This window comes from Bradyrhizobium sp. UFLA05-125 (assembly GCF_059803515.1).
On record NZ_JBANBJ010000022.1, the window covers coordinates 91340 to 115741 of the forward strand.

At 59.0% G+C, this 24402-nt stretch carries 21 protein-coding genes; 17 read left to right on the plus strand and 4 right to left on the minus strand.

Features of this window, described 5'->3' with window-relative positions; genetic code table 11:
- Positions 1-5 precede the first annotated feature (5 nt).
- Together SO156_RS20695 and SO156_RS20700 are read right to left on the minus strand one after the other, a co-directional pair.
- Complete coding sequence (locus SO156_RS20695; RefSeq protein WP_498536084.1) at positions 6-1958, minus strand: long-chain-acyl-CoA synthetase; 1953 nt, start codon at positions 1956-1958, stop codon at positions 6-8.
- Positions 1955-2224 carry a phosphopantetheine-binding protein gene (locus tag SO156_RS20700; RefSeq protein ID WP_498536085.1) on the minus strand — a complete coding sequence of 90 codons (270 nt, stop codon included), beginning with the start codon at positions 2222-2224 and terminating at the stop codon, positions 1955-1957. The genes SO156_RS20695 and SO156_RS20700 overlap by 4 nt, the downstream gene beginning before the upstream one ends.
- 230 nt (positions 2225-2454) lie before the next feature.
- On the opposite strand from SO156_RS20700, the gene SO156_RS20705 reads away from it, so the two are divergent.
- The 7 genes from SO156_RS20705 (at position 2455) to SO156_RS20735 (ending at position 9313) form a co-directional block, all read left to right on the plus strand.
- Positions 2455-3681, plus strand: coding sequence for an acyl-CoA dehydrogenase family protein (locus SO156_RS20705; RefSeq protein WP_498536086.1), 1227 nt, complete (start codon positions 2455-2457; stop codon positions 3679-3681).
- Positions 3682-3713: 32 nt separating this feature from the next.
- Positions 3714-4667: an amino acid--[acyl-carrier-protein] ligase gene (locus SO156_RS20710; RefSeq protein ID WP_498536087.1), complete on the plus strand. Its 954-nt coding sequence runs from the start codon at positions 3714-3716 to the stop codon at positions 4665-4667.
- Between the two features lie 89 nt (positions 4668-4756).
- On the plus strand, positions 4757-6031 hold the full coding sequence (locus SO156_RS20715) for an O-acetylhomoserine aminocarboxypropyltransferase/cysteine synthase family protein (protein ID WP_458143684.1): 1275 nt from the start codon (positions 4757-4759) through the stop codon (positions 6029-6031).
- A gap of 27 nt (positions 6032-6058) precedes the next feature.
- Entirely contained in the window at positions 6059-7210 is a 1152-nt protein-coding gene (metA, locus tag SO156_RS20720; RefSeq protein WP_498536088.1) for a homoserine O-succinyltransferase MetA, read from the plus strand.
- Positions 7211-7221: 11 nt separating this feature from the next.
- Entirely contained in the window at positions 7222-8076 is an 855-nt protein-coding gene (locus SO156_RS20725) for an acyl-CoA acyltransferase (protein ID WP_498536103.1), read from the plus strand.
- 28 nt (positions 8077-8104) lie between these two features.
- Positions 8105-8992, plus strand: coding sequence for a branched-chain amino acid aminotransferase (locus SO156_RS20730; RefSeq protein WP_498536089.1), 888 nt, complete (start codon positions 8105-8107; stop codon positions 8990-8992).
- A 105-nt stretch (positions 8993-9097) separates the two neighbouring features.
- Positions 9098-9313 carry a hypothetical protein gene (locus SO156_RS20735; RefSeq protein ID WP_498536090.1) on the plus strand — a complete coding sequence of 72 codons (216 nt, stop codon included), beginning with the start codon at positions 9098-9100 and terminating at the stop codon, positions 9311-9313.
- Positions 9314-9346: 33 nt separating this feature from the next.
- On the opposite strand, the gene SO156_RS20740 is transcribed toward SO156_RS20735, so the two are convergent.
- A complete protein-coding gene (locus SO156_RS20740) occupies positions 9347-10456 on the minus strand; it encodes a LuxR C-terminal-related transcriptional regulator (protein ID WP_498536091.1) in 1110 nt (369 codons plus the stop codon).
- Positions 10457-11171: 715 nt separating this feature from the next.
- Complete coding sequence (locus SO156_RS20745; RefSeq protein ID WP_498536092.1) at positions 11172-11441, minus strand: hypothetical protein; 270 nt, start codon at positions 11439-11441, stop codon at positions 11172-11174.
- A 131-nt stretch (positions 11442-11572) separates the two neighbouring features.
- Here SO156_RS20745 and SO156_RS20750 point away from each other — a divergent pair, with 131 nt between their 5' ends.
- The 10 genes from SO156_RS20750 to SO156_RS20795 all read left to right on the plus strand — a co-directional run.
- The gene (locus SO156_RS20750; RefSeq protein WP_027525439.1) at positions 11573-11881 is read left to right on the plus strand and encodes a helix-turn-helix domain-containing protein; all 309 of its coding nucleotides are present in this window, start codon (positions 11573-11575) and stop codon (positions 11879-11881) included.
- 25 nt (positions 11882-11906) lie between these two features.
- A complete protein-coding gene (locus SO156_RS20755) occupies positions 11907-13667 on the plus strand; it encodes a hypothetical protein (RefSeq protein WP_498536093.1) in 1761 nt (586 codons plus the stop codon).
- Between the two features lie 38 nt (positions 13668-13705).
- Entirely contained in the window at positions 13706-15421 is a 1716-nt protein-coding gene (locus SO156_RS20760) for a type I secretion system permease/ATPase (protein ID WP_458196231.1), read from the plus strand.
- Between the two features lie 8 nt (positions 15422-15429).
- On the plus strand, positions 15430-16722 hold the full coding sequence (locus tag SO156_RS20765) for an HlyD family type I secretion periplasmic adaptor subunit (RefSeq protein WP_498536094.1): 1293 nt from the start codon (positions 15430-15432) through the stop codon (positions 16720-16722).
- 459 nt (positions 16723-17181) lie between these two features.
- The gene (locus SO156_RS20770) at positions 17182-17673 is read left to right on the plus strand and encodes a hypothetical protein (protein WP_498536095.1); all 492 of its coding nucleotides are present in this window, start codon (positions 17182-17184) and stop codon (positions 17671-17673) included.
- A 28-nt stretch (positions 17674-17701) separates the two neighbouring features.
- On the plus strand, positions 17702-18589 hold the full coding sequence (locus SO156_RS20775; RefSeq protein WP_498536096.1) for a branched-chain amino acid aminotransferase: 888 nt from the start codon (positions 17702-17704) through the stop codon (positions 18587-18589).
- Between the two features lie 110 nt (positions 18590-18699).
- Entirely contained in the window at positions 18700-18915 is a 216-nt protein-coding gene (locus SO156_RS20780) for a hypothetical protein (protein WP_498536097.1), read from the plus strand.
- A gap of 1678 nt (positions 18916-20593) precedes the next feature.
- Entirely contained in the window at positions 20594-21622 is a 1029-nt protein-coding gene (locus SO156_RS20785) for a glycosyltransferase family 2 protein (protein ID WP_498536098.1), read from the plus strand.
- Positions 21622-23502 (plus strand): asparagine synthase (glutamine-hydrolyzing), encoded by a 1881-nt coding sequence (asnB, locus tag SO156_RS20790; protein WP_498536099.1) that lies wholly within the window; start codon positions 21622-21624, stop codon positions 23500-23502. The genes SO156_RS20785 and asnB overlap by 1 nt, the downstream gene beginning before the upstream one ends.
- A gap of 343 nt (positions 23503-23845) precedes the next feature.
- Positions 23846-24402, plus strand: a 557-nt coding sequence (locus SO156_RS20795) for a class I SAM-dependent methyltransferase (protein ID WP_498536100.1), incomplete at its 3' end; no start/stop codon positions are given.

A 24402-nucleotide genomic window follows, 5' to 3' on the forward strand; every position in this document is an offset into this window, starting at 1 on the left:
CGATGTTAGAGCCTGATCTCGCCTTCAACGATGCGCGCGTAGACGGCCCGGTCGATCGAACGATAGTCGCCGGTTGCTGAATCGCGCAGGAACAGCGGATCGTCCACGACTGAAGGATCGAATCCCTCGCGGATCAACCGCTGCTTCTTCTGCTTGAAAGTGTCGGTCGCCTCGAGCGCCCGGCACAGCCTGACGAAGGCTGGAACTGCATAGGGCGGAAGCCGATGCGAAAGGTGTTCTCTGAACATCCCGAAATCGAAACTTCGGTCCACCACCAGGGCCGCCATGCCCGCGCGGCCATCGGCCCCGGAAACGGCAACTCCATAGGTCGAGGCGTCGAGAACGCCGGGGCAGTCCCTTATTGCGTCGTTCACTTCGCTGGTCGCAACGTTCTCGCCCTTCCAGCGGAAGGTGTCGCCGACGCGGTCGACGAAATGCAAGTAGCCTTGCTCATCGCGCAGCATCAGATCACCGGTGCGAAACCAGACATCGCCCTCGGTAAAGACGTCGCGCAGGATCTTTTTCTCCGTCTCGACGGAATCTGTGTAGCCCTCGAAAGGTGCGCCGTCGCGATCGGCGCCGCCGATGCGTCCGACAGCCTCGCCCGTCTCGCCGGGGCCGCAGGCGATGCAGAGCCCGGCATCGTTGCGGAGTGGGTTGCCGCTGTCGGCATCGACCTTGACGATCGAAGCGGGAAAGCGGTGCGCAAGCACCGGCGGAACCCGGCCGATCGCGCCGGGTTTTCCTTCGACGTTGAACAGGGAGAAATTGCCTTCCGTTGCGGCATAGAATTCGAGGATCTGCGGAATTGCGAACCGGCTGGCGAACATTTCCCAGATGTCGCCACGCAATCCGTTGCCGACGGCCAGCCGCAGCCCGTGTCGCGCCTCTCGTTCAGACGCTGGCGCTTTCAGCAAATAGCGGCACAGCTCGCCGATATATTGGAAGACGGTGCAGTCGAAACGCAAGATGTCGTCCCAGAAGCTGCTAGCGGAGAATTTCTCCGCAATCACGACCGAGCCGCCCGCGGACAGCATGCTGCAGGGAGCTGCGACGCCTCCCACGGAGTGGTAGAGCGGCAGGCAATCGTAGAGACGATCGTTGCTGGACGCGTCCGTCAATCCAGCAAACCATCCGCCCCAGGTGAGAATGCGGCGATGACTGACGTTCGCCGCCTTCGGTAGCCCCGTGGTGCCCGAGGTGTAGATGAGGAGTGCACGTCGCTCGATCGTGACGTCGCCACGTTCGGCGGGGGATAGCGGGCGCGGCTCGAAGGCGGCGAGCATCGCGTCCAGATCGCCGCTTGGGCCGCCGGTGCCAAGGCTCCAGCTTTGCGGTATGTGGTGCAGGTATGGACGTGCGGTTTCGAACGCTTCCACGCAATCGGCAGCAAGGATGACGTGATCGGCACGCGCGACGTCGATGCAGTGGGCGAGCGACCGGCCGACCAGCCTGGTATTGATCAGCGCTACCGTCCCGCCGACCCTGCTGATGCCAAGCCAGCAGGCGAGGTAGTCCGGCCGGTTCGGCATCAGCAGACAGACGGTGTGGCCGGCATGGAGGCCGAGGCTGCGCGCCCAGCGCGCATACCGGTTGATCCGCGCGGCGAGCTCTCCATAGGTGAACGATTGGCCGTCCGAGAGCAGGGCGGGTCGCCCGGGCTGACGCTGTGCCCATTCTTCCACGATGTCGGCGAACAACCGATGCGGCTGCGCTTCGACCTGCGCGGTTAGCGCGAGGGCTTGCAGCCACGCCTTGGCGGCGGAGCGTCTGCGCTGCGGCGCAGCGCATCTGGTCGCACCGGCTGTCTTCACGACCTGGTCATGCGGTCGGGTTGGATCGACATCCGCGCGTACCTGCTCGCTAGCCGGCAAGGTCGCGGCCAGAACGACCGCGCAATCGTTGTCGATGCGGCCGGCGTGATCGTCGGAGCAGAAACTGTGTTCAACTGGCTTCATCCCGACCCGGGTCCGAGCTGGTTGAGGATCATCCGCTCCATCGTCTTCACCGATTGAAAATTTTCGGGCGTGATCGCGAGTTGGGGAAGGATGAGATCGAACTCGGCCTCAACCTTGAGCATCAGGTCGACCATGCCCATTGAGCTCAGGCCGATATCCACCAACCGCGAATCCGGGTGGACATCGGCGGTGATCGCGTTCTGCTCGAGGACACTCCTGACGACGGATAGAACACGGTTCTGAACGTTGACGGAAAAGTCATGCATTTCAACGGTCCCTCGCCGTGACCGGGTCCGATCACAATCGGGCGACGATACCCAACTGCTCTTGGGGGCAACAGCTCTGCTTCGGAGGTACCTCGCCCGGGAGTGGAAGCTCCCTGACACCCACTTTTGCGCCAACGACGCAGCCGGTGAAGTGGACTAGTTGTGGATTTTCAGCGGAATTCATCTCGCATGTTTCGCGTCGTTCAACCATGAAATCCGGGGCCTTGGCCATGAATGTGCAGGAAGTCCAGTTCCGCGACATCGCCACGGAAATTGGCCAAGTAGCACTCTCTCCTGACGACTCCTCGTTCCGGCAGCGGACGGCAAATGTCGCGCGGGTCGCTGCGACGGAGGCAGGGGCGGTCGATCGCGAAGCGCGCTTCCCGCGGGAGGCGATCGAAGCGGCGCGCAAGGAGAGGCTTCTGGGTGCTCAGATTCCGATCGAGTTCGGCGGCGACGGAGCATCTATCTCCGACGTGACCGATATGTGTTACGCGCTCGGCCGTGCCTGCGCCTCGGTCGGAATGATCTTCGCGATGCATCAGACCAAGATCGCGTGTCTGGTCCGCCACGGCGCGGGCAGCGGCTGGCACGAAAGCCTCATGCGCCGCGTGGCTGCCGAACAGCTGCTGCTGGCATCGTCGACCACGGAGGGCCAGAACGGCGGAAACATCAGATTCAGCTCGGCCGCAGTGGAGCGCGCAGGCGGCGAGATTTCGCTGGTGCGTGACGCAACGGTGATTTCATACGGCGCCGAGGCGGACGGCATCATTACCGTTGCCCGTCGCTCCGACTCTGCGGCCGGATCCGATCAGGTGCTCCTGGCCATCACCCGCGACGACTACACGCTGGAACCCACTCTCGCGTGGGAGACGCTTGGCATGCGTGGGACCTGCAGCGCAGGGTTCAAGCTGAACTTCAGAGGCGCTGCGGACCAGATATTCCCCGTCGCATACGAAAAGATTCATGCGCAGACAATGACACCCGTCGCACACCTCTGCTGGTCTTCGGTGTGGGCGGGGATCGCGGCTGCGGCGGTGGACCGAGCGCAGCTCTTCATCCGCAAGGCGGCCCGCGGGGCGGGCGGCAATATGCCTCCCGGTGCGCCGCATTTCACCACAGCCAAAATGACGCTGACGAAACTGCGTGCCATCATCGCCGCGAATCTGCGCCTCTATGAAGCTCGCGAACGGGACGAACGCGCGCTGTCGTCCGTCGACTTCCAGTCCTCGATCAACCTTCTCAAGGTGGAGGCCTCCGAGCTCGCGGTCTCAGCCGTCATGCACGCGATGCGCGCCTGCGGCCTCTCTGGTTACCGCAACGATACCGACGTAAGTATCGGTCGCCACCTGCGCGACGTGCTTTCCGCTCCAATCATGATCAACAACGATCGCATCCTCGCCAGCATGGGCACCGCGACGCTGATGAGCGCCGTCCCGGAGTCCCTGCGCGATTGATATTTGGTCCTCGAAAGGAAATGGGGCTCGATATGAACGTGGCCATGTTTGCAGCACAGTCGGAATCCGCTTCTCGTCCGTCGGATCCGTTGGACCATCTTACCGATTTGCTGTTCTACGAGATGGGCTCTCCGGGGGTCTATGGTCGCACTGCGCTCTACGAAGACGTCGTAGAGCGGCTTGCAGTGCTGATCTCGCGGCATCGCGAAGCGGACACCGAGGTGATGCGCTTTCCTCCCGTGATGAATCGCGCGCAGCTCGAGAGGTCGGGCTATCTGAAAAGCTTTCCGAACCTCCTGGGTTGCGTTTGCGGCTTGCACGGGACGGATAGCGAGATCCACGCCGCGGTCAACCGCTTCGAGGCCGGCGGCGACTGGACGCAGTCGCTTTCACCGGCCGACCTCGTGCTGTCGCCCGCAGCCTGCTATCCGGCCTATCCGATCGCAGCGAGCCGCGGTCCCGTACCAGCAGGTGGTTGGCGATTCGACGTGGCTGCCGATTGCTTCCGCCGCGAGCCCTCGCACCATCTCGACCGGCTGCAGTCCTTCAGGATGCGCGAATTCGTCTGCATCGGCAGCCCCGATCAGGCCTTCGCGTTCCGGGAGCGCTGGATCGAGCGGGCTCAGGAGATCGCTCGCGATCTCGGGCTGCCCTTCAGGGTCGACTACGCCAGCGATCCGTTCTTCGGCCGGGTCGGCCAGATGATGGCCCTGAGCCAAAAGCAAATGTCGCTGAAATTCGAACTGCTGGTGCCTCTGCGCTCCGAGGAGCAGCCGACTGCCTGCATGAGCTTCAATTATCACCGCGAACATTTCGGTGCCACCTGGGGCATCGTGGATGCGGCGGGCGAGCCGGCCCATACCGCCTGCGTGGCGTTCGGAATGGACCGTCTCGCAGTCGCCATGTTCCACACCCACGGCGGAAACACGACCCGTTGGCCGACCGCGGTGCGGGACCTGCTCGGTTTTCCGAGGAATGACCGGTAGGCGACGTGGAAATTGGAATTGGAGGACGCGCGATGCGCCAGGGACATCCCGAGATCGCCCGGGATCGAAGGGTCGAAGGACCTTCCTCCATGAGGAGAGAGACCATCGCCGTCCACGGCGGCTTCAAAGACGATCCGGCCACGAAGGCCGTCGCCGTCCCGATCTATCAGACCGCCTCATACGCATTCGACAGCGCCGACCATGGAGCCGCGCTCTTCAACCTTGAAGTGGACGGCTTCCGCTACACGCGGATCGGCAATCCGACCAACGCGGTGCTTGAGAGTCGCGTCGCCGCCTTGGAAGGAGGCATCGATGCGCTCAGCGTGGCCTGCGGTCAGGCCGCGGTGAACTATGCGGTAGTCAATATCGCGGAGATGGGCACCAACATCGTCTCGGTCCCGCAGCTCTACGGAACCACGCATACGCTGTTCGCGCACATCCTGCCGAGACAGGGCATTACGGTCCGGTTTTCGGAAGACGACCGGCCGGAGAGCGTAGAAAGATTGATCGACGACGATACGCGGGCGGTGTTCTGCGAGAGCGTCGGAAATCCGGCCGGAAACGTCTGCGACATCGGAGCGATGGCCGACGTCGCGCACCGGCACGGTGTCCCGCTGATCGTCGACAACACGGTGCCGACACCGATCCTGCTGCGGCCGATCGAATATGGCGCAGACATCGTCGTGGAGTCGCTGACGAAATTCATGGGCGGGCATGGCACCACGCTCGGGGGAATTATCGTCGATAGTGGCAGATTCCCGTGGGCACAGCATCGTCGGCGCTTCCCGATGATGAACGAGCCGGAGAAGTCGTACCACGGGCTGGTCTTCACCGAGCGCTACGGGGCGGCCGCCTACATCGCGCGCTGCCGCGCCGTCTCCCAGAGAACCACCGGCGCCGTCCTGGCGCCGATGAACGCTTTCCTGCTGCTCCAGGGCATTGAAACCGTCGCGCTGCGGATCGAACGGCACGTCGACAATGGCGAGAAGGTCGCGCAGTTCCTGCGCAATGACCGCGGCGTCGGGTGGGTGAACTATGCGGGCTTTCACGACAGCCCCTATTACGCGCTGACACAGAAATATCTGGGCGGCCGGGCCTGTTCGCTGCTGACTTTTGGCGTGGCTGGAGGCTTCGAGGCGGGCAAGCGGTTCTACGACGCGCTGAGGCTCTGCAAACGGCTGGTCAATATTGGCGACGCGAAATCGCTCGCCTGCCATCCCGCATCGACCACGCATCGGCAAATGTCGCGCGAAGAGCAGGAGAAAGCCGGCGTCCGCCCCGAGATGATCAGGCTAAGCGTCGGAATCGAGCATATCGACGACATCATCGCAGATCTCGATCAGGCCCTTCGTGCTGCGAATTGATGTTTCGTCAAACATGAAGGCATTCGGATGGCTGTTTTGATCGATGTAGATTCGTACGAACACCACCTCTTATCGAGAGGGTCGCACGGAAGCGATTGTGCAAAGGAGTCACCGGGAAATCGGGTGGAGTGCCTGGACATCGGGCTCATCAACAACATGTCGGACGCTGCCTTGATGTCGACCGAGCGCCAGGTGTTCGACCTGCTCGACGCGGCGGCCGGACGAATTCTCGTCAGGCTGCATTTCTATACGATGGAGACGACTCCCCGTTCGGAATGGGGGCGCGACTATGTGCGTCGACACTACCGTGGCATCGACGATCTGCTGAGCAGGAGGCTGGATGGGGTGATCGTGACCGGCGCCGAACCCAGAGCCGCCAGCCTGGCGGAAGAGCCATATTGGAACACCTTCGTCCAGATCGCTGAGTGGGCCAGGGAGAATACCCTGTCGTCGGTGTTTTCGTGTCTGGCCGTCCATGGGGTCGTCCTCCACATGGACGGCGTCGCGCGCCACAAGCTGCCCACCAAATGCTTCGGTGTCTTCGCTCAAACAAAGAGGAGACATCATGCCTTGATGCAAGACGTGCCGACGACCTTCAGAATACCGCACGCCCGGTGGAACGAGGTGCAGGAGAGGGATCTCGCGAGCTGCGGATATTCGGTTCTGTCCGGGTCGGGGGAGGCGGGGGTCGACTGCTTCGTCAAGCAGCAGAAGACGAGCCTTTTCGTCCATTTCCAGGGGCACCCGGAGTACGAATCCCAGAGCCTGTTGGGCGAATATAGAAGAGACATGGGTCGCTTCCTCCGGGGAGAGAACGAAGTCTGTCCGACGATACCAAAGGGCTATCTGGACGAGGAGGCGGAAGCGTTACTGACCGCTTTCCGACAGAAGGCCCTTGCCGACAGATGCCCGGAGCTTTTCGCCGACTTTCCAGCCGATGAAGTGACGAAGGACCTGAGAAACGTCTGGCATCTGCCAGCCAAGCGAATATACCGCAACTGGTTGCTGTACATGGTATCGCAGCGAGCCGGACGCTCAAAGCCTCTGCGAGAAACGGCTCTCTCCACAGCCGGAATTCCGGCGCGTCGCCATGGACGCAAGCTGGTTGCCGCTCGGTCCGCCCGCCTGGCGCGCTTGCCAAACCAGATGACCAAGACGCGGCTCGGATATCCTGAGTGAGTGCTCGGACCATGATCCGATGCCGCGAGATAGGAACAGCCGATCTTGGTGCCATCGCCGACCTTCTGACACGCGGCTTTCCGGTCCGCTCGCGCAACTACTGGATCGACGGACTCCGGCGCATGTCCGAGCGCGAAGTACCCGAAGGCTTCCCGCGCTTCGGCTACCTGCTTGACCATGAGGGGGCGCCCGTCGGCGCTCTGCTGCTGATCCATACCGCACGGAACGATGACGGCTACACCTCCATCCGATGCAATCTCTCTAGTTGGTATGTGGAGCCTGCCTTTCGCAGCTACGCGCCGATGCTGACCAAGGTCGCGCAGCGCCACAAGGACGTCACCTACGTCAATATCAGTGCGGCGCAAGGGACTTGGCGAGCCATCGAAGCGCAGGGATTCCGCCGCTATTGCGGCGGCCTGTTCTTCTCCCTTCCAGCGGTGTCGCGCCCGGCCGCGGCTATGCGTGTCGAAATCGTCAGGGAAGACGCGCGAGCGGTCGCCGGCTTGTCCGAAGCTGACGTTGCGCTGCTTGCACGCCACGCAGCCTACGGCTGCCTCAGCCTGGTATGCCGCGCCGCCGATGGCCGCGCCTTTCCGTTCGTCCTGCAGTCGATCCGAATCCGCTGGATCGCGCCTCTCACCATGCAGTTGATCTATTGCATCGATGTGGCTGACTACGTCGCCTGCGCCGGCGCCATCGGCCGCTTCCTGCTCTGGCGCGGCCGAATCTCCGTCGCTCTCGACGCCAACGGCCGCATGAAGGGCCTGGTCGGGCTCTACCGGGAACGCCGCAAATACTTCAAGGGTCCGCATCGCCCCCGGCTTGCCGATCTGTCGGATACTGAACTGGTGATCTACGGACCATAACTCAGTCGTCCCAGAATGGAGGTTCGTCATGATCCCCAACACCAAGTCTGTTAGCCATTCGAGGACATGGACATTCTTCCGAGGCGAGTGGCACGAGGGCAACGTGCCGATCATGGGGCCACGCACTCATGGGCTCTGGCTCGCCTCCACGGTATTCGATGGCGGGCGCGCCTTCGAAGGCGTCATGCCCGACCTCGATCGTCATTGCGCCCGCGTCAATCAATCTGCGGTCAACTTCGGGCTCAAGCCGGTCGTCGATCTCGGCACCTGGCTCGAACTGGCGCGTGAAGGCATCGCCCGTTTTCCGGCCAATGCCGAACTCTACATCCGCCCGATGTACTGGCCGCAGAACGGCATCGGCGGCGGCGTGCTGTTCGATCCGGAAACGACGGACTGGTGCCTTTGCATCTACGAATCGCCGATCCCAGCGCCTGTCGGCAGTGCGATTACGCTGTCGCCGTTCCGCAGACCGACCGCCGAATGTGCGCCCGCCGATGTCAAGGCCTCCTGTCTTTACCCGAATAGCTCCCGTGCGCTCAGGGAGGCCGCTTCGCGCGGCTTTCAGAATTGCCTGATGCTGGACATGCTCGGTAACGTCGCGGAGTTCGGCAATTCCAACGTGTTCATGGCGAAAGCGGGTGTAGTCTATACGCCGGCGCCGAATGGCACCTTCCTGAACGGAATCACGCGGCAGCGCGTGATCGAGCTGTTGCGCGGCGATGGCATCACGGTGATAGAGGCAACGCTACGATATGCCGACTTCGTCACCGCGGACGAGATCTTTTCGACCGGCAATTTCGCCAAGGTCGCGCCCGTGATCCGGATCGACGACCGGCAACTCATGCCCGGGCGCTTCTATGCGCGTGCGCGAAAGCTCTATTGGGATTTCGCGCACGGGGCGAAGCTTGCGGCGTGAGAGCTCCCCGCAGGCCATTTGGTGGTGAGATAGGACTTGCGACCCTCTTCGGGACCAATCAGGATGAGCGCGCGACTGCAGGCAGTTCCAAACCGGAAAATGACGATGCGAACACTCTTTCCGCTCTGTGCCGCCCTGGCCTGTTTCTCGGCAGCGATGACTCTCAGCCCGTCTGACGCGAATGCGGTGTTCTGGCGTGGCCTGACCGCACCAACCGACATCGACTATCACGGTTTCACAATCATCAAGGAGCCTCCGCCGAGCCCGTGTCAGTGGATACGGGTGATCGGCGGCTATTACGTCCGACAGTGCGTGTACTAATGCGACCCGCACCGTCCCCGCCCGTTACGTCTTTCAACTGAGGTTTTTGCGGAACAGTGCTTCTGACCTTCGAACGTCAACCTCGAAGCTGGCGATGCGAGGTACGCCAACGCGATTACCCTGGCCGTTGATCAATTCACGTGAGCCCGGCGCCTCAATTTGCTTGACATTGGAGATGACGTCGATGACCTCCGGCGTTCGTCGGTCGATGTCGCGGCCTGAGGGCGGCGCATCGCTCATTTCCGCACGTGCCAGCGCCCCATGGTTCATTGCCCAAATTGCCGCTTGTGTCCGGTTCTGGACCCGGATCTTGCGCAAGATCGCCTTGACGTGGACCTTCACCGTCGCCTCGGCGATATCGATCTTTCGGGCTATGGTTTTGTTGGAATCGCCTTCGATCAGGCAGCGCAGAATTGATTTCTCCCGCGGCGAGAGCTGCGGCGCGACCGTGTCGTCCGTGGTGACGAAGATCGCCCCCTCGTTTTCATCGTGGATCGCTGCTTTGCTTCCGTCAGTTTTGGTATCGAGAGCGAACGATAGAAATGCCGGCGGGAAGACTGTCCCGCCCATCGCCACCAGTTCGATCGATTTGATGAATGCATCGCAGCAGTTGACGTTCACGAAATAGCCGTTGGCGCCCGCCCGAAATGCCAAAGCCAGTTCGGCGGGCCGATCGCGATTGGCCACTATCGCTATGCGTCCACCCGGATGCTGATCCCTCACCAGCCCGATGTGTTCTGCCGCGAGATCGAAATCATCTCCGGCTTGGACAATAAGAAACAGGGGCTCGGGCGATTGAAGCGTGCTCGGCAATTCATCCACGCTTGATACCGAAGCCAGGATCCGGAAACGTTCCGCACGCAGGATTTGGGCAATACCTTCCCTGACTAAAATATTCTTCCCAATAAGAACCGTTGCAAAAGATTGACGCCTCATATCACTCTCCCAACTGACGAAGACTGACACTTCGACGGGCGATTCAAAACAGCGAGTCTGCACGAAAAAAATGGGCTCGGAGGTGAAGTCTTTTCGTTCAATGCTGTCTCGTTCAATGCTGTCGTCTAAGGTAGAACGCCGCCAAGGCTGATGATAATTCCAGCCAGTCACATCTTCGAGGTAGCTGGATTGGATGATGTGTGCCACCGTCTAGCACGCGCTCTCTCTTCGACCTCCCGCACCCGCCTACGAAGATCGTCAAGTTCAGTAACGTTCGGCCATTTCGTGGACGCTTCGCAGCAAAGCCTCAGCAGAAAAACTTTTGGCTACAACTACTCGCAGACAAGCTCCTCGCAAAACAGATTGAGGAAGGCGCCATCGTGCTGGTTGCTCGCGTCATCCTGTTTGCCTTGATGTGAGCAATACTCATGCCGCCCGAGGGATAAAGACGAGATGCCAGCAACTTGAGACGGCCTTATCGCATGAACACTAGAATCAACGCCATCGTGACCAGCGTGAACGTGCTGGTAACAGTGATGCCCAGGTACAACCGTTCCATTCTTTCCCTCCATCCTTGAAGGCAGACCCCGCTCCGGAGTAGCCGGAGCGGGGACCGACACTGAGACCGGTACGCAATACCCCGGGCTGTCTGGTGTACAGTAAAGTTAATACTGCTTAGCCGTCGACGCAAGCGGAATCTGCGGTGCCCTTTCGCCCTCGATCACAAAATCAAAATAGGGGGTAGTCTATATTTCAACTCGAAAACCGGTGCGATCAGGCTCGTACTTTCCGACGCCGCTGTTGGCCGTGGTGCGCAGACTTCGACGCGACAATGGCGAATGAGAAGTGGAAGCCGCGCGACAGCGTTGCGGCTCCTCCGTCTTGCTCACAAATCCGGGTATCGATTCGTTGGGCTAGAAGGTCATCCGCCACCGCCGGCGTGCGATTTACGAACCGCCGTTGCTGCTGCGTTTGCGGGCTGGTCGACGATGTGCTCGAGCAGCTTCGGATGGTCACGGTCCGGGTAGTCGCGGCGCACGATCTCGCATCTTGAGCCGGTGGCCTTCTTGGGACGCCCGGCTTGCGCCTTGGGCCGGGTTTTGCCACCGCCGATCTTGATCGAGGTGCTTGGTGTTTTTCCTTGTATTGAATGTGCGGGGTAGATTTCCGCCCCTCGTCCGTATTTGGTCACGTCCGTATTCTCACGGAGATAAATTCCTGACGGCATGGATATTTACAATTGGTAGCAAAAACACTATACACGATTGCCATTTTTTCACGCCCCGCCGGCCAGTGATTTGGGGCACTGTCATTGGTGGAGTGATGTATTCGAGCCATCAGCAAATTTCATCGCCAGAGGTCGTTGAGTTGCGTAAAGAGGCGGGCCTCTGGCTCAAAGAGCTGAGGGAAAGGCGGGGGTTGTCGCAGCGCCAGATGGCTGAGAAGGTGGGGGGGAATTATTACACCTTCATCTCTCAATTGGAGTCAGGGCGCGGCCGGATACCCCCCGACCGATATTTGGTGTGGGCCGAGGTTTTGGGCGTAGAGCCGAAGGTTTTCGTCAGAAATCTCCTAAGGTGCTACGATCCGGTCACCCATTCGATATTGTTCGGAAAGAGCGACAAGAGGTAGGCCCCAGGGGCATCAACACTTTCGATTGTACTTTCCGGTCCTGGGGGAGCTTGGCCGCATCGACGATGAGCGGTTGTTACGCAGCGAGTTCACCATTGGGCTGAGTACTTTCATGTTGCAGAGTAATCAGGTTCTTACCTTTTTTCGGGCCTACGAGCGAGGCGATTGGAGCCAGCCAGAGCTGGCGGAATTCTACAGGGTGGAAGATGCCCTGACAAAATCCGGAGTTGGGATTTCAACAGATCGTGGGCTCACCGACGAGGGCGAGCCCTGGTTTGTTTTCTTCCGGCAAGACAACGAAGAGGTAATCGTTCACTTTGCCCGCATCGGCGGGGAATACGTTGTCGCTTCGAATTTCACCGAAGCAGTACTTCGCGGCCGAAACTTCGAGAGGCTGGTGCGGGAGTTGCTGGATTCCCATCCGTACGTTTTGCCGAAGCAGCATTCGTCGCGATCGACCGTTTTTCTGCATCCCGCCACACTGTTGGCCGCCCTGGTGGTCACGGGCTACGTCAAGAGCAGTGAACTGAATGCGACTGCCGACGACGGCAGCCGGCCGGAGAAGTCGTTCGGGTGGTTCCTCGATCGTCACGATCTTGCGGCGACATATTCCGCAATCGTAATCGCTTCAGTCTGGGATAGCCTGGCGCTAGGCGGTTCGGTTAGCAAGCCGTCTGATGATCTCGTGTCACTCGATCATGCACAGCCCGCCCACGGCGAGCACTGTCCACATATTGGACAGGCTGTCGCTGACGACAACTTGCTGCAAAATTTTCAGGCGTTTCACGTCACGGATGATCGGTCCGTCTTGGCTGCGGCGGCGCTCCATCTTGACGGGCAGGACGCCGTTCACCACTTCAATGAGCCGGCGATTGCCGGCCTGGTGGCCAAGCCGTCTGGTCCCCCTCCCGAGTCATCTCATCATGATAGTGTGGCGGCCTGTTCGGCGCATGACGTAGTCCGTGCCGAGCATGATCTCGATTTGAAGCTGGCGGATTTTCACCCGCAGCAGGGTGAGGGCTTCCCGATTGCCGCCGGGGAACAGGTTGAACGAACCGTCACCCAGAATCCTGTCAGTTCCTCCGCCCCGTCAAATCTGCCGCCGGACCATCCTGCTCCTGAGCATGTTTCGACGGCGCCGACCACAGCGGTTGCGCATGCGGATACGACCACCACCATTCCTTTGATCCCTAACGTGATAAGTCAGGCTGACGCGACCCAGACGCCGGTGTCGGATCTACAGCCCGAAGTCACGTCGACCGTCGGCCCGTCCGCTCAGGTGAACCAGCCCACAGCGACCGTCGACTCGTCCGCGCAGGTGAACCAGCTCACAGCGACCGTCGACCCAACCGCTCAGGTGAACCAGCTCACGGCCAGCGTCGACCCGACCGCTCAGGTGAACCAGCTCTCGGCCAGCGCCGACCCGACCGCTCAGGTGAACCAGCTCACGGCGAGCGTCGACCCAACCGCTCAGCTGAACCAGCTCGCGGCGAGCGTCGACCCGGCTGCTCAGGTGAGCCAGGTCACGGCGACCGCCGACCCGACCACTCAGGTGAGCCAGGTCGCGGCGACCGCCGACCCGACTGCTCAGGTGAGCCAGGTCGCGGCGACCTGCGACCCGAACGCCCAGGTGAGCCAGGTCGCGGCGACCGGCAGCCCGACCGCTCAGGTAAACTACGCCGCTAATGATGTGAGCGCCAACACACACGATCTCGACGTATCGGATGGCTCGACGGTCAGCATCGTCGGAATTGATGTGCACCACACCTCAACTGCTCTGGCGTGAAATCGACCCAGCCTATCAGTCGTTGTTATGAGTCCCCCATGTCGAAACGTCCATCTTTTTTGGCCGACGCGTCCAAGGCTATTCGCCCTGGCTTCGCAACGGCCATTGTTTTTAGCTTCTTCATAAATCTGCTGGCGTTTGTGGGCCCCCTCTACATGCTCCAAGTGTACGATCGGGTTCTGGGGAGTCGAAACATCGGCACGCTGGTTGCGCTGACCATGATCGCGGGCTTTCTCCTGATCGTGTATGCGGCTCTGGAGAAAATCCGATCGTCCGTCCTCGTCAGGCTTGGGCTTCTGTTCGCCGACAAGGCAAAGCGCCCGTTGTTTGATACGGTCCTGCGCGGCACGATTGTTCAGCCGGGTGCAAACCAGGCGCAGGCTTTACGAGACCTCGATACTATTCGCGAGTTCCTGACTGGCACAGGCCTCATCGCGTTCTGCGACGCGCCCTGGGTTCCTGTGTTTGTCGCTGGATGTTTCATTATGCATCCCTGGTTCGGTTATGTGGCCGGCGTGGGGGCATTGCTCATTTTTGCGTTAGCGTTGGCCAACGAGCTATTGACGCGTAATCAATTGAAGGACGCCTCTCGCAATTCGGTCCAGGCCCATTCGTACGCAGCAGCTACGTTCCGGAATGCAGACGTGCTCTATGCCATGGGCATGCTCAAGGGCTTGCGGGACCGTTGGTCTGATCGACATAGTGAAGGCCTGCAATTGCAGGCGGGCGCCAGTGATCGGGCCGGTTTTCTTGTGGCATTCAGCAAGTTCGTTCGTGCGTTTCTTCAGATTGCGATACTCGGAGTTGGTGCGTATCTGACGGTCAATCAGGAGACTTCGGCAGGCGCAATGGTTGCAGCCTCGATCATCATGGGGCGCGCACTTGCCCCGGTCGAAATAGCCGTCGGACAATGGAAGACATTCCTGGCAGCTCGCTCTGCATACGAGCGGATAAGCAATCTCGTGAAAATGCTCCCCGATGAAGGCGAAAAAATCGCGCTTCGTCCGCCCCAAGGCCTGATCTCAGTCGAGAATATTCTCGTCATCCCCCCCGGCGGAAAGGAGCCCGTTATCCGGGAACTCTCCTTCGCCCTGCAGCCTGGTGAGATCTTGGGAATTATAGGTCCGAGCGCAGCAGGTAAGTCCAGCTTGGCACGAGCGTTGGTTGGGGTGTGGCGACCCGCCGTTGGGAAAGTCAGAATTGACGGATCTGAGTTGGCTCATTGGAATCGCGATCAGCTTGGCCCCTATATCGGATATCTTCCGCAAGACATTGAGTTGTTCTCCGGTACGCTTGCAGAAAACATTTCCCGGTTCGGCGAGCATGACGAGGAGAAGCTGTTTGCTGCGGCCGAAATGGCTGGAGTTCACGAGTTGGTGCAAGGCTTGCCCGATGGTTACAATACCCAGGTAGGCGAAGGCGGACTTGTCCTGTCGGGTGGGCAGCGGCAGCGTATAGGCTTGGCTCGCGCGCTCTATGGAAAGCCACCGATCGTGATACTCGATGAACCAAATGCGAGTCTGGACTCGGAAGGCGAAGCTGCGTTGATGGAGGCGATCGAGGCGCTGAAGCGAGCGCGCTCGACCGTTGTCGTTATATCGCACAAGACCGCGATGCTTGCGGCGGTGGACAAAGTGCTCGTGCTTGCAGCCGGACGGGTGTCGGCGTTCGGCGGTCGCGTTGAGGTGCTTTCTCGATTGATGGGCGGTCCGAAAATCGCGGCGGTCGCCGGTGCTGCAACAGCCGTCCGATAGGTGCGACGATGCAGAAGAACCTCGTTCCGGACTGGAGAGTCCCAGCCATAGCCGGCTACGTCGTCATCGTCGGCACTTTTCTCGTTCTAGGTGGATGGTCTGCCTTTGCTCGGCTGGACAGTGCGATCACCGCCACCGGAGTTGTGTCCGCGCAAACCAACCGCAAGACCGTCCAGCATCTGGAGGGTGGTATCGTTCGCGAAATCCGCATTCGCGAGGGACAACACGTCCAAGCCGGGCAGGTCTTATTCCAACTGGACCTTACGCAGGCAAAGGCTGGATATGAGCTGCAGCGCAACCAGCTGGATTCAGCGATCGCCCAGGAAGCGCGTTTGATCGCCGAACGGGATGGCCAGGACGAAATAGCATTTCCCCAGGAGCTGCTTGATCGCGCCGACGATCCAAACGTCAAGCGGGCAATTGCCGACCAAGTGGCTCAATCTCGCGAGAGGTGCGGCTCTCTCAAGGGTCAGGTCCAAATACTTGACGCCAGGGTCGATCAATATCGATCGGAGATCGAGGGCCTAAGGCAGGAGCGAAGCGGAACGGCCAATCAGCTCAAGTATGTAAATGAAGAATTGGTTGACGTCCGTCACTTGTTTGAAAATCAGCTAACCCAGAAAAGTCGATTGATGGCGCTCGAGCGCGAAAGGAGTCGCCTTGAAGGCTTGCTTGGGCGCTCAACTGCGGATGAATCAAAGGCCCGCAACGGCATCGAAGAAGCGCGTCTGCAGATCCGGCAACTTCGCCAAAAGTTCCAGGAGGATGTTGCTAGCTCGATGCTCGAAACGCGACAGAAGATCAATGATCTTCGTGAGAAAGTCAGAGTCGCGCAGGACGTCCTGTCTCGCGTGGACATCGTGTCTCCCAGCACGGGCGTTGCACAAAATCTGCGGGTCTTTACCTCTGGCGGAGTCGTCAAACCGGGTGAGCCCATGGTTGACGTGGTCCCCGAGCACGACGCGCTCATTGTGCAGGCGCACGTGCAACCACAGGATACGGAAAATCTCCAGCCTGGTATGCCCGCGGAGGTCAGGTTCACATCATTTCAAACCCGTATCCTTCCGATCATTGTGGGGCAGGTCGAGAGTATCTCCCGCGATCGCCTCATCGACGAACAGACCAAGCAACCGTACTTCCTTGCTCAGGTTGTCGTGGATGACATACCCTCGTTCGTAAAGGATCGATTGTCAGCTGGAATGCCCGCGGATGTGATTTTCCCCACCGGCGAGCGAACGGTTCTTGATTACTTGGTCCGCCCGCTCAAAGACCGTCTGCGAGGCGTCATGCGGGAGAAGTGATCGGAGCAAGCGCCATGAACGCGCAGAGGCTTCGCCTGTGGACGCCGTGTGGCAGGACGCCGGTTATCGGGTTAACGCCGGTCTGGCGTTTCCGACTTGCCAAGCTCGCGACCATGGCCGTGACCCTGGTAGAATTCGGTCAGCAGGTCGCGGATCAATAAGTCCAGCCGCTGCGGGCGACGCCGACGATTTGATCAGCCTGATCCCGCAAACCAGTGCCTCGAACACGCCAATCGACGACATTCAATTGAACTCTCGGCGACAGGCTCAGCGAGGGCGAGGGGATGCTGCACAATTGGAGCGGCAATCGTTTCAACCAGGGGTGGCCGAGGGTGCGGTTGGTGTCTCGGTTTCTGGTGTTAGCCGTGGGCGCGTCGAAGTTTGCCGCCGCCGGGGGACTGTGTGACGGCGGTGGCCTATCTGGAGACGGGCGGCAGGGACTGGTGATCCTGTCGCGCGATGGCGATGGCAACATCAGCCCGCTATTGCGGCGGCTTGTTCTTCTCCCTTCCAGCGCTGTCGCGTCGGGTCAAGGACATGTGTATCGAAGTCGTCCGGCAGGATGCGCAGGCGGTCGACGGCTTGTCCGAAGCTGATGTCGCTCTGCTTGCACGTCACGCAGGCTACGGCTGCCTCAGCTTGGTATGCCGCGCCGCCGACAGCCGCGCCATTCCGTTCGTCCTGAAGTCGGTACGCGTCACTCGCATCAGGCTGCCGGCGCTGCAGATGATTTATTGCCCCGATGTAGCCGATTATATCTTGTGCGCCGGCGCCATCGGCCGCTTCGTGCTCCGGCGCGGTTGGATATCGATTGCACTCGACGCTAATGGCCCCCTGCGTGACCTGGCTGGCATCTACTGGGAGCCGATCGGCTGCAAATACTTCAAGGGTCCGCATCGCCCCCGGCTTGCCGATCTGTCGGATACTGAACTGGTGATCTACGGACCATAACTCAGTCGTCCCAGAATGGAGGTTCGTCATGATCCCCAACACCAAGTCCGTTAGCCATTCGAGGACATGGACATTCCTCCGAGGCGAGTGGCACGAGGGCAACGTGCCGATCATGGGGCCACGCACTCATGGGCTCTGGCTCGCCTCCACGGTATTCGATGGCGGGCGCGCCTTCGAAGGCGTCATGCCCGACCTCGATCGTCATTGCGCCCGCGTCAATCAATCTGCGGTCAACTTCGGGCTCAAGCCGGTCGTCGATCTCGGCACGTGGCTCGAACTGGCGCGTGAAGGTATAGCCCGTTTTCCGGCCAATGCCGAACTCTGCATTCGCCCGATGTACTGGCCGCAGAACGGCATCGGCGGCGGCGTGCTGTTCGATCCGGAAACGACGGACTGGTGCCTTTGTATCTACGAATCGCCGATCCCAGCGCCTGTCGGCAGTGCGATTACGCTGTCGCCGTTCCGCAGGCCGACCGCCGAATGTGCGCCCGCCGATGTCAAGGCCTCCTGTCTTTACCCGAATAGTTCTCGTGCGCTCAGGGAGGCCGCCTCGCGCGGCTTTCAGAATTGCCTGATGCTGGACATGCTCGGTAACGTCGCGGAGTTCGGCAATTCCAACGTGTTCATGGCGAAAGCGGGTGTAGTCTATACGCCGGCGCCGAATGGCACCTTCCTGAACGGAATCACGCGGCAGCGCGTGATCGATCTGTTGCGCGGCGATGGCATCACGGTGATAGAGGCAACGCTACGATATGCCGACTTCGTCACCGCGGACGAGATCTTTTCGACCGGCAACTTCGCCAAGGTCGCGCCCGTGATCCGGATCGACGACCGGCAGCTCTTGCCCGGGCGCTTTTTTGCGCGTGCGCGAGAGCTGTATTGGGATTTCGCGCACGCGGCGAAGCTTGCGGCGTGAAGGCTCGCCGCTGGCCCTTTGATGGTGCAGTGCGATGGGGCTTGCGAGCCGCTCGCGGACCGATCAGGATGAGCGCGCGACTGCAGGCAATTCCAAACCGGAAAATGATGATGCGAACGTTAATTCCGCTCTGTGCCGCCCTGATCTGCTTCTCGGCAGCGATGACTCTGAGTTCGTCCAACGCGAATGCGGTGTTCTGGCGCGGCCTGACAGCGCCAACCAACATCGACTATCACGGCTTCACCATCATCAAGGAGCCTCCGCCGAGCCCGTGCCAGTGGATACGGGTGAGCGGCGGCTATTACGTCCGACAGTGCGTGTACTAGATCAGCTCTCGCATCCAACTCTCGTATGTTGCAGCACGATAGGTTTTTGCGCTGGCGCCGGTGTATTTGCGCAGTTGGCTTCAGTCCTCGTGCATGCCTTCCAGATATCGAGCGAGGCGAGAGCTAGTTCGGTTAAATCCGCCTTGTAAAGCGTCGGAAGGGTTGCATAGCAATCTGCGGTCATTTTTCTAGACACGAGTCGGAAACGCTATCGCCTCACGAGGATAGCCAACGCAAGGCCTCCAGCGACTCCAACAATAATGTGGCCATTATCTGCGCAAAACTTCCGGGCAGTTCGAAGTGCTCGCGTGGTCCAATGAATCTCTTGTGACATTCGAAATCCACCAAAACAATTCTGTGGGCTCAAATCGTTGCGCTCGAATGGGCGCGCAGCAAATCAAAGCCGATTCTGCTCCTTTGATGCGATGTCCTCAAGGTCACTGTTGCGGCGAGGGTGGTATGGCACAGCGCCATCCACACGAAATTGTGGCGGTCCTAGCGCATAGCCCAAGCGCCAGGCATCGGATCGAACCTCACTCTGCGCGAGAAGCGCGTTGCGCAGTACGATGTGAACTCCAGGAATCAATCAGGCGTGCGGTCGAATCTAATCGATGAGGCAAACAACGATAAAACATCGGTCAGGATGGTGACGTATAGAATAAATTGCTATCGTTTCATGTGAAGGAAACGTCCGCAAGCCAGGCATCGGCCAATTGGAGTCGGAGCGCTTGTCGGGTTGTCCAACCGAGCACCTGGAATTTCATTCGTGCCTCGGTAGTGCGCAGCTGCAAGCAGGAACTGAGGGAATGCGTGTGGCGGTGACTTATCCTCGGAGACGGGCGGCGGAGACTGGTGATCTGTCGCGGGATGGCGACACAACATCAGCGGGCGCGAAGTCTGCGAGAGCAACGCGCTAAGGGCGCTCGAAACTGCACGGACTGGGACACGCAAGGACGTCAAGCGCGCCGGTGGCGAATGGATCGAGATGCAGGACTGAATCTGTAGAATCCCAAATTATTCAGGTCTCCTAAACGTGCCTCTGAAGCGTGACGTCTGCATTATGAGGCTCAGTTTGGTCTTAACCGAGTTCTCTTAGAAGGAACCCCGTAGATTCCCGGGGAGAGTCTCGTGAAAGCGCAGTCCGCGAATTAATAGTTAAGTCGAAAGGATCGTCTCATGCATCTAGACGCCCGCATAAATTTGCGGCAGGTTGCCTCGCAACTAGGTTAAGGAATCGTTGCTTGGCATACAACAGCGTCTCCGACAAGACGATATGAAGAAGATTAAGCAACAGGGTTTTTCCAAGCGGCGCGGCCTACCAAGGGCGAGCGCCAAGTGGGCAGGGCGAGACTAGAGCGTTCGGGAGTCATTTCACTTTAAATACTGGCCATCGAGCAAATTATCACAAAAGGACCTGCCGGCGGCCCGCGCCCCATTTGATTTTCAGGGTGCGCATTTTCGGTGAAGGCGGACATTCGAGGCGCTTCGCACCTGCTCTGTGTTTTGCAGAGTGAGGGAGTGTTGGGCGCGTGACATTTACAGCTAAACTCGAGACGTCGGTTCAGGCTGCGGCGAGTTAGGATGGATGGCATGGCTCTGAGCCCGACGTGACGCGGCTATCCCTGACCAAAAAACGCGCCGGTCTCGGCCGCACGCGATGGATTGAGGATCAGTGCAGATGAACATACAGACCCCTGAGAAGAACGAGAGTTCGGTCCGCCCCTTTTCTGAGGGCTCTAAAATACATCCCCGGATATCGATAGTTACGCCGATCTATAATGAGGTCGAAAATATAGACTTGCTGATCGAATCCCTCAATAATGCTCTCGAGGGACGCGGGTCCTTCGAAGTTATCTGTGTCGACGACGGCAGCATCGACGGCAGTTTCAAGAAATTGAAAGCCTGCGTAGCGCAGCATTCGTGGCTTAGGGTTATCCGATTCCGCCGCAACTATGGTCAGACCGCCGCGCTGCAGGCCGGCATCAATCACTCTTTGGGCGAAATAATCGTCACGATCGATGCCGATCTGCAGAACGATCCGCGGGATATTCCAATGCTTGTTGATCTGATTGAAAACGGCGCAGACGTCGTGTGTGGATGGCGCAAAAATCGAAAAGATGCAAAAATCCGCCGAAATTTTGTTAGCCGTGTCGCCAATCGAGTGATCTCTAGAATATCCGGTGTTTCCCTACACGATTATGGCTGTACCTTGAAAGCATTTCGCGCTGAGATGATTCATGGCGTGCGCCTTTACGGGGAAATGCACCGTTTCATCCCGATTTACGCTAAATGGATGGGCGCCAACATCGAAGAAGTCGAGGTCCGCCATTACCCGAGAAAGTTTGGTACGTCGAAATACGGACTGGAACGCATTCTTAAAGTTCTACTCGACCTGATGCTTATTACGTTCCTCGATCGCTACCTTGCAAAGCCGATTTACGTGTTTGGAACGTTCAGCGCATTTTGCCTGGTCATTTCTGTGCTGGTTTTGTGTTATTCACTTTTTCTGAAGTTCGCTGAAGGCACTTCACTTATCCAAACACCTTTGCCTGTCCTCTCTGCTACGGCGCTCCTCGTGGCAGCAGTCAGCATGTTGCTGGGACTTCTGGCTGAAATCGTGACGCGCACCTATTTCGAATCGCAGGGCCGCTTCGGTTATGAAATCCGCGAGGAGACCAATTTCGCGAATCTTCAGAAAGCCCACTGATGTGTGGCATCGTGGGATTTGTCGGTCGCGGAAAGAAATCCGATATCGTCTCGATGACGGAACGTCTCCGGCATCGCGGTCCTGATGGCACCGGCTATCACGTCGATGCAAGTCTGCACACATTTCTGGGACATCGCCGGCTCTCGGTGCTCGACATTGAGGGCGGCTCACAACCAATGTGGAACGAGGACGGATCGGTGGGGATCGTCTTCAATGGTGAGATCTACAATGCGCCAGAACTCCGCGAGCATCTTGAGGCGGCCGGGCATATATTCACCACCACCCACTCCGATACGGAAGTCTTGGTCCACGGTTACGAGGAGTGGGGCCATCAACTTCCCCTTCGGCTCAATGGAATGTTTGCGTTCGCGGTACTCGACAAAAAACGACGCAAGCTATTTCTAGCGCGGGATCGATTTGGCGAGAAACCGCTCTATTATACGCAGCAGCGCGGTCTTTTTGCGTTCTGCAGTGAAATCAAAGGCTTTCAGGAACACCACGAACTGGAGCTCAACCTCGAACCGCGGCTCATCGCGAAGTATTTCGCTTACGGCTTTCTACCGGCGCCGCATACTCCATATCGAGAGGTCTTGAAGCTGCCCGCCGGCTGCCAGATAAGCTTCAATCTCGACGATCACCGCTGCGAGGTGCAAAGATACTGGGAGTTCCGCCTCGAGCCGGACGACAACCTCCGCGAGCGTGACGATGAGCGGCTCGCAGACGCGTTTCGGCAGCTTCTGCTGAACGCGGTCAGACGTCGTCTCGTTGCAGATGTTCCGCTTGGATTATTTCTCAGCGGCGGACTTGATTCCAGTTCGATCCTCTGGGCGGTCAGGCAGTTTCGATCTGAGGCAGACGTCAAATGCTTCACCGTTGGCTTCAATGAATCGTCATTTGATGAGACAGAATACGCTCGCAATGTCGCCAACCATTTCGGTTGCGTACATCGGGTCGAACAGTTGGACTTTGATGTCGCAAAAGAGCTGTTCGTTGAAATCTTGCGTCGGATGGATGACCCGATCAGCGATGGCTCGCTAATCCCTACCTTTCTCCTCTCGCGCCTCTGCCGTCGAGAAGTGACTGTAGCTCTGTCCGGCGATGGCGGAGATGAGCTTCTAGCTGGCTACGATCCCTTCCGTGCGATGAAGCCGGCGCAATGGTATTCAGCTTGCGTGCCTCGGCCGTTGCACCAGATGGTGGAGAAGCTCGCCAATCGTGTGCCGAAATCCGATAAGAACATGAGCCTGGATTTTAAGTTGCGGCGGACGCTGCTTGGCCTCAACCACAAAGCTGCGCTTTGGAATCCGATTTGGTTGTCGCCCGCAGACCCACGGCTTTTGGATGAAATCATGCACGAAGCGCCAAGCGCTGAGGAACTCTATTCGGAAGCGATTGAGCTTTGGGAAAGTAGTAATTTAGCAAATCCGCTCGATAAGGCACTGGAGTTTTATACGCGTCTCTACCTGCAGGAAGATATTCTGGTGAAAGTCGATCGAGCCGCGATGATGAACTCGCTAGAAACGCGAGCCGTTTTCCTCGATAACGACCTCGTGGATTTTTGTCGCCGGCTGCCTTCTCATTTCAAGCTACGCAATGGCGTCAGCAAATACATCATGAAACGGGCAATGCGAGACCTCCTGCCTCGACAAATCGTTGACAGGCCCAAGAAGGGTTTCGGCATTCCTCTCGCATCCTGGCTGAAAGAAATCCCGAGAACGCCTGCGATCAGAGAACTGCCCGGCTTTCGCCCGGATCAGATAGAACGGATTTGGCGGGAGCATCGTCAAGGCACGGCGGACCATCGTTTGATCCTGTGGGGATGGTTGGCCCTCCAACATGGATTGCTCAAAGAAGCCAGGGTCACAGAGTGCGTATCCTAGTTCTCTATTCGTCAAGGCTCTGTTGTTGGTGCAGTTCGGTTTTATTATCGCTGCGAGATGTGCTCGTTAAGCTCGGCGTGCTCTCAGGTGACGCCGCGGCCATTGCGCTTGATATCGTCGCCAAGGCGGATTTTGGCAGGCCTAGTCTGCTTCGGCTTCGCATTCTTATTATACTCGCTTGTGCCGCAACGTATTGCTCTTCGTTTGGCATGGACCATCCTAGTGCAGTAAATCTCCAAGTTTGTGCGTGAATGAGCATGGGTGATATTGTCATGGGCATTAGAATCGTTTCGTCTACGCTTTGAGTTTTTAGCGAAATCATTGGCAGACCAGAGACGCCGTAATGACCGAACCTCGCGTGCCAAAAGATCATGATGTGAAGGGCGGCTCGCCTGATCGTTTCGGCTATTCTTGGGAGAAATTCAACGACTTGACTCCCGATCAGGAGGAACAGTTTCGACGCTGGACGGCGCCGCTGGATCTTGAAAGGGATTGGCGTGGCAAGCGCTTTCTGGATGTCGGATGCGGGATGGGTCGTAACAGCTATTGGCCTATGATGCATGGCGCCGCCGGCGGCGTTGCCATCGACGTTGATGAGCGCTCGTTAGCGGCGGCCCGTCGCAATCTCGCAAGATTTCCGAGCGTCGAGGTTCTGCATCGAAGCGCGTACGATTTCGACGAACGGAACGTCTTCGACATTGCTTTCAGCATCGGGGTCATTCACCATCTCGCAGATCCCGTCCGGGCAGTCCAGCGCATGCGGCAAGCCGTCAAGCCTGGCGGCGCCGTTCTGATCTGGGTATACGGTTATGAAAACATGGAGCACTACGTCCGGGTGCTGAACCCATTGCGAAACCATGTCTTCAGCAGGATGCCCGTTTCTATTGTCCGGCATTTGGC

What these genes read in the sequence shown, in the direction of transcription:
- SO156_RS20695 (WP_498536084.1), bottom strand. Translation starts at nt 1,958, where the DNA reads ATGAAGCCAGTTGAACACAGTTTCTGCTCCGACGATCACGCCGGCCGC.
- SO156_RS20700 (WP_498536085.1), bottom strand. Translation starts at nt 2,224, where the DNA reads ATGCATGACTTTTCCGTCAACGTTCAGAACCGTGTTCTATCCGTCGTC.
- SO156_RS20705 (WP_498536086.1), top strand. Translation starts at nt 2,455, where the DNA reads ATGAATGTGCAGGAAGTCCAGTTCCGCGACATCGCCACGGAAATTGGC.
- SO156_RS20710 (WP_498536087.1), top strand. Translation starts at nt 3,714, where the DNA reads ATGAACGTGGCCATGTTTGCAGCACAGTCGGAATCCGCTTCTCGTCCG.
- SO156_RS20715 (WP_458143684.1), top strand. Translation starts at nt 4,757, where the DNA reads ATGAGGAGAGAGACCATCGCCGTCCACGGCGGCTTCAAAGACGATCCG.
- metA (WP_498536088.1), top strand. Translation starts at nt 6,059, where the DNA reads ATGGCTGTTTTGATCGATGTAGATTCGTACGAACACCACCTCTTATCG.
- SO156_RS20725 (WP_498536103.1), top strand. Translation starts at nt 7,222, where the DNA reads ATGATCCGATGCCGCGAGATAGGAACAGCCGATCTTGGTGCCATCGCC.
- SO156_RS20730 (WP_498536089.1), top strand. Translation starts at nt 8,105, where the DNA reads ATGATCCCCAACACCAAGTCTGTTAGCCATTCGAGGACATGGACATTC.
- SO156_RS20735 (WP_498536090.1), top strand. Translation starts at nt 9,098, where the DNA reads ATGCGAACACTCTTTCCGCTCTGTGCCGCCCTGGCCTGTTTCTCGGCA.
- SO156_RS20750 (WP_027525439.1), top strand. Translation starts at nt 11,573, where the DNA reads ATGTATTCGAGCCATCAGCAAATTTCATCGCCAGAGGTCGTTGAGTTG.
- SO156_RS20760 (WP_458196231.1), top strand. Translation starts at nt 13,706, where the DNA reads ATGTCGAAACGTCCATCTTTTTTGGCCGACGCGTCCAAGGCTATTCGC.
- SO156_RS20765 (WP_498536094.1), top strand. Translation starts at nt 15,430, where the DNA reads ATGCAGAAGAACCTCGTTCCGGACTGGAGAGTCCCAGCCATAGCCGGC.
- SO156_RS20770 (WP_498536095.1), top strand. Translation starts at nt 17,182, where the DNA reads ATGGCGATGGCAACATCAGCCCGCTATTGCGGCGGCTTGTTCTTCTCC.
- SO156_RS20775 (WP_498536096.1), top strand. Translation starts at nt 17,702, where the DNA reads ATGATCCCCAACACCAAGTCCGTTAGCCATTCGAGGACATGGACATTC.
- SO156_RS20780 (WP_498536097.1), top strand. Translation starts at nt 18,700, where the DNA reads ATGCGAACGTTAATTCCGCTCTGTGCCGCCCTGATCTGCTTCTCGGCA.
- SO156_RS20785 (WP_498536098.1), top strand. Translation starts at nt 20,594, where the DNA reads ATGAACATACAGACCCCTGAGAAGAACGAGAGTTCGGTCCGCCCCTTT.
- asnB (WP_498536099.1), top strand. Translation starts at nt 21,622, where the DNA reads ATGTGTGGCATCGTGGGATTTGTCGGTCGCGGAAAGAAATCCGATATC.